Source organism: Streptomyces sp. NPDC004561 (assembly GCF_053602155.1).
On record NZ_JBSGDB010000577.1, the window covers coordinates 1 to 5,073 of the forward strand.

At 74.7% G+C, this 5,073-nt stretch carries 3 protein-coding genes and 1 pseudogene; 2 read left to right on the plus strand and 2 right to left on the minus strand.

Annotated elements, in window-relative coordinates; genetic code table 11:
* Nucleotides 1-51: 51 nt before the first annotated feature.
* Nucleotides 52-2,604 carry an ATP-dependent Clp protease ATP-binding subunit gene (locus tag ACWEN3_RS41100; protein WP_452982220.1) on the minus strand — a complete coding sequence of 851 codons (2,553 nt, stop codon included), beginning with the start codon at nucleotides 2,602-2,604 and terminating at the stop codon, nucleotides 52-54.
* Nucleotides 2,605-2,769: 165 nt separating this feature from the next.
* Entirely contained in the window at nucleotides 2,770-3,546 is a 777-nt protein-coding gene (map, locus tag ACWEN3_RS41105) for a type I methionyl aminopeptidase (protein ID WP_452982222.1), read from the minus strand.
* A gap of 203 nt (nucleotides 3,547-3,749) precedes the next feature.
* On the opposite strand from map, the gene ACWEN3_RS41110 reads away from it, so the two are divergent.
* Nucleotides 3,750-4,001, plus strand: a complete 252-nt coding sequence (locus ACWEN3_RS41110; RefSeq protein ID WP_452982224.1) for a helix-turn-helix domain-containing protein — start codon at nucleotides 3,750-3,752, stop codon at nucleotides 3,999-4,001.
* A 148-nt stretch (nucleotides 4,002-4,149) separates the two neighbouring features.
* A pseudogene (locus tag ACWEN3_RS41115) lies at nucleotides 4,150-5,073 on the plus strand (hypothetical protein); the annotation flags it as partial.

The following is a 5,073-nucleotide window of genomic DNA, read 5'->3' on the forward strand; positions in this document are numbered from 1 at the left end:
TGGGGGGGCCCCCCGGCCCCTGCCCCCGGCGGGGGCGGCCCCCGCCGGCTCTCAGACCCCCGGCGCGGGCGGCTCCGGTGCGGGCGGCGGGGCTTCCTGGGCACGGAAGTCCAGCCGCCCGTCCGCGACGTCCACGGTGACCCGGCTGCCCTCGGAGATCGTGCCGTTCAGCAGTAGCCGGGAGAGCTGGTTGTCCACCTCCCGCTGGATGGTGCGGCGCAGCGGCCGGGCGCCGTACTCCGGCTGGTAGCCGCGCTCCGCGAGCCAGTCGACGGCCGCGTCCGTGAACGTGACGGTGACGCCCTGGCCGTCCACCAGCCGCCGGGTGCCCTCCAGCAACAGGTCGGTGATCTGCCGCAGTTGCTCGCTCGTCAGCTGCCGGAAGACCACGATCTCGTCGATGCGGTTGAGGAACTCCGGCCGGAAGTGCTCGCGCAGCGGCCGCAGGATCTGCTCGCGCCGCGCCTCCTCGTCGGCCTCCGCACCACCCGGCCCGAACCCGATCCCGGCCCCGCGCCGGGTGATCGCCTCGGAGCCGAGGTTGCTGGTCATCACGATCACCGTGTTGGTGAAGTCCACGGTCCGGCCCTGGGAGTCCGTGAGGCGGCCGTCGTCCAGCACCTGCAGCAGGATGTTGAAGACGTCCGGGTGCGCCTTCTCCACCTCGTCGAGGAGGAGCAGCGAGTACGGGTGCCGCCGCACCACCTCGGTGAGCTGACCGGCCTCCTCGTGGCCCACGTACCCGGGCGGGGCGCCGACCAGCCGGGAGACGGTGTGCCGCTCCTGGTACTCGCTCATGTCCAGGCGGACCATGCGCTCCTCGCTGCCGAAGAGCGCCTCGGCGAGCGCGCGGGCCAGCTCGGTCTTGCCGACGCCGGTCGGGCCGAGGAAGAGGAAGCTGCCGATCGGGCGGCTGGGGCTCGCCAGCCCCGCCCGGGAGCGCAGCACCGCCTCGGCCACCACGGCGACGGCCTCCTCCTGGCCGACCACCCGCTGGTGCAGGTGCTCCTCCAGGCCGAGCAGCCGCTCCTTCTCCTCCTGGGTCAGCCGGCTGACCGGGATGCCGGTCTGCCGCGACACCACCTCGGCGATGGCCTCCGCGGTCACCTCCAGCTGTCCCTCGTCGGCCTTGCCGTCATCGCTGACCTGGGCGATCCGCTGCTTCAGCTCGCCGATCCGGTCGCGCAGCTGCTTGGCCTGCTCGTAGTCCTCGTCGGCGACCGCCTGGTCCTTGTCCCGCACCAGCTGGTCCACCTCGCGCTCCATCGCGCGCACGTCGGTGCCCTTGGTGCGGGCGCCGAGCCGCACCCGGGCGCCCGCCTGGTCGATCAGGTCGATCGCCTTGTCCGGCAGCCGGCGGTCGGTGAGGTACCGGTCGGACAGCTCCACCGCGGCGACCAGCGCCTCGTCGGAGTAGCGGACCTGGTGGTGGGCCTCGTACCGGTCGCGCAGCCCGCGCAGGATCTCGATGGTGTCCTCGACCGTCGGCTCGGGCACCAGGACCGGCTGGAACCGGCGGGCCAGCGCCGCGTCCTTCTCGATCCGGCGGAACTCCTCCAGCGTGGTCGCGCCCACGATGTGCAGCTCGCCGCGGGCGAGCGCGGGCTTGAGGATGTTGCCCGCGTCCATCGCGCCGCCCTCGCCGCCGGAGCCCGCGCCCACGACGGTGTGCAGCTCGTCGATGAACACGATCAGCCGGTCGGAGTTGGCGCGGATCTCCTCCACGATGTTGTTCAGGCGCTCCTCGAAGTCGCCCCGGTAGCGGGTGCCGGCCACGACCCCGGTCAGGTCCAGTGCCACCACCCGGCGCCCGGCCAGCACGTCGGGGACGTCGCCGTCCGCGATGCGCTGGGCGAGGCCCTCCACGATGGCGGTCTTGCCGACCCCCGCGTCACCGATCAGCACCGGGTTGTTCTTGCCGCGCCGCGACAGCACCTCGATGGTCTGCTCGATCTCCGTGTCCCGGCCGATCACCGGGTCGACCCGGTTCTGCCGGGCCAGATCGGTCAGATCACGGCCGTACTTGTCCAGCGTGGGCGTGGAGGTGGGCCGCTGCCGCTCCGGGCGGGTCGCCGTGCTCTCCGCCGTCTCCGGTGGCAGCCCGCCGGCCGAGAACCGGGCCGCGTGCAGGATGTGTCCCGCCGCGGAGTCCGGGTTCGAGGCCAGCGCGCTGAGCACGTGCTCCGGGCCGATGTATCCGGCGCCGCTGGCCCGCGCCATGTCGTGCGCGTCCAGCAGGGCCCGCTTCACGGCCGGGGTCAGCGACAGCGAGGTCGGCGGCGGTGCCTCGCCCGGCGGGTGCTGCACCGGGCCCGCACGGTCGTCGATCTCCGTCGCGAGCGAGTCGGGGTCGGCGCCGGCCCGGCTGAGCAGGCTCCGCGTGGGCTCGTTCTCCGCGGCGGCGCGCAGCAGGTGCTGCGTGTCCAGGTCGCGGCTGCCGTGCTCGGCTGCGTACCGGGCGGCTCCTCTGACCAGCTCCCGGGCCGGCTGGCTGAGCAGCCGGCCGATGTCGATGTGGCGGGGGCCGGCGGCTCCGCCGGCGGCGCCGCTGAAGAAGCGGGCGAGGAATTCGCCGAAGGGGTCAGGAGGGTAGCCGTTGGTCATGGCGTTGCGTTCCTTCGCTGACGACTGGCCCGGCCGGGTAACCGGATCGGAGCCTGCTCATGCCCACGATGGCACGATCCGTTGGGGGTGGCATGTTCGCCCGCCCGGGTGAGGCTCGCTCGTCCGTCCGGCGGCAGCGGGTCCGCCGTCGCCCCGTGCGCCCCCTCAGGCCGGGACGCGTGCCGTCAGGATCCGGGGGCCCTCCTCCGTGATGGCCACCGTGTGTTCGGCGTGGGCCGCGCGGGAGCCGTCGCTCGTGCGCAGGGTCCAGCCGTCGGCGGCCGGGTAGTAGTCGTCCCTGCCGCTCGCGATCAGCATCGGCTCGATGGCGATGACCATGCCGGGGCGCAGCGGCAGGCCGCGGCCGGGGCGGCCCTCGTTGGGCACCTCGGGGTCCTCGTGCATACGGCGGCCGATGCCGTGGCCGCCGAAGCCGTACGGGATGCCGTAGCCGGCCGTACGGCAGACACGGCCGACTGCGTGGGCGATGTCGCCGATGCGGTTGCCGGCGACGGCCGCCTCGATGCCGGCCGCGAGCGCCCGCTCGGCGGTGTCGATCAGCCGGAGGTCCGCGGGGCGCGGGCGGCCCACCACGAAGCTGATCGCCGAGTCGCCGACCCAGCCGTCCAGCTCGGCACCGCAGTCGATCGAGACGAGGTCGCCGTCGCGCAGCCGGTCGCGGGTGGGGATGCCGTGCACGATCGCGTCGTTGACCGAGGCGCAGAGGACCGCGGGGAAGGGGGTCGGGGCGAAGGAGGGACGGTAGCCGAGGAAGGGCGAGGTCGCCCCGGCCTCGCGCAGCACCTCCCGGGCGACCTCGTCCAGCTCCAGCAGCGATACGCCGACGCGCGCGGCCTCCCTTACGGCCGTCAGGGCCCGCCCCACGACCTGGCCCGCCGCGTGCATCGCGTCGATCGACGTCTTCGTCTTCAGCTCCATCATGCCAATTACTATACCGGTATTTGAATGGGGCCGATCCCGGGCGGGGCTGCCTGTGCGCGAGGGGGCACGGTGGCGGCTCGAACGGCGGGTGCGCCGGTGAGCGGCGGGGTGCGGCGGGGTGCGGCGGTGCTCGAAAGGCGGTGATCCTCGGATGGGGACGGCCGCGGTATTTGAATGGGGCGGGCGGCAGGCAGAATGGGGGCATGGTGCGCACCCCACTCACCCCCGAAGAGCGCGAGCGCGGCGAGCGGCTCGGGCGGCTGCTGCGCGAGGCACGCGGCGGCCGCAGCATGGCCGAGGTCGCCGCGGAGGCGGGCGTCTCGGCCGAGACGCTCCGCAAGATCGAGACGGGCCGGGCGCCGACGCCCGCGTTCTTCACCGTGGCCGCGCTGGCCGGGGTGCTCGGACTGTCGATGGACGACCTGGTCGCGCTGTGCGCGCCGGTCACGGCCTGAGGCACCGGCCCGCCCCCGGCGTGCGCTCGGCGGCCGGCGTCCCGTGATGAGCCGACCGCCCGCTGCCGGAAAACTCTGCGTAGCAGGTCCGTAACACAACTGGTGTTGCCTACCGAACCGGTGCCGGCGGTCGGGCGGGAGCTGGGCAATGGGCGTGGATCGACTCCTCGGACGGGTGCGGGAGTTCGCGAGCTACCTGGACGGACTTCTGGCGCGCCTCGACCGGGGCGGCGGCTGGAGCGGGGTCTTCTGGCAGCGGGATCCCGAGGGCATGCGGGCCTGCCTGGACGGGCGTGAGGTGCCGCCCTGGGACGTGGTGGAGTCGTTGCTGCAGGACCTCGGCACGGCGTACGGCGGCGCAGCGGCGGCGGCCGAGCGGGAACGGGCGCGCACGCTGCACACGGCAGCGCTGGCCGCGTACGACGCCCGGCCCGGCGCCCGGGACGCCCTGGCCGGCCGTCTCGACGTCATGCTCCGCGAGCAGCGCTACGCGGCCGAACGCGTGGCCGGGCTGAACGACCTCCTGTCCGCGCCCGCCTCCCCGGACGAGACCGCGTCCCTCCACGGGGACCTGGCCTGGGCCCGGGACGACCACCACCGCCTCACCGCCCGCTGCGCGGAACTCAGCTCCCGCATGGAGCGACTGGACCGCCGCGCGTCCGTGGACCGGCGGGGCGCACACCCCGCCGCGAACGAAAGCACCCTCCGGCCCGCCGCCCCGAGTCCCTCCCTTCACCGGGCCCCGGGCGACCCTGCTCCTGCCGCGACCCGCCCCTCGCGTCCCGCGGAGCCCGCTCCCGCCCGAGCGGGGTGGTTCGGCGAGTCCGCCGAGCGCGGTGGCGTGAACAGTCCGAGGCCCGCAGTTGAGCCGCCTCGACGGCCCGCGCGGCCCACTCCGGGCCCGGCCGCCGACCCGCCGGTCCACGCCGACCGAGCCGCTCCCACGACCACAGCCGCAGCGGCCGACCCCGCCGATGACGCGGCCCAGTCCGGCCATGCCGGTCAGGGCGGCCCACCAGGCCGCGGCGACCGCCCTCCAGCGCGGCGAGGTTCTCCTCGAGGGCGGTGCGGG

What these genes read in the sequence shown, in the direction of transcription:
- ACWEN3_RS41110 (WP_452982224.1), top strand. Translation starts at nt 3,750, where the DNA reads ATGGTGCGCACCCCACTCACCCCCGAAGAGCGCGAGCGCGGCGAGCGG.
- map (WP_452982222.1), bottom strand. Translation starts at nt 3,546, where the DNA reads ATGATGGAGCTGAAGACGAAGACGTCGATCGACGCGATGCACGCGGCG.
- ACWEN3_RS41100 (WP_452982220.1), bottom strand. Translation starts at nt 2,604, where the DNA reads ATGACCAACGGCTACCCTCCTGACCCCTTCGGCGAATTCCTCGCCCGC.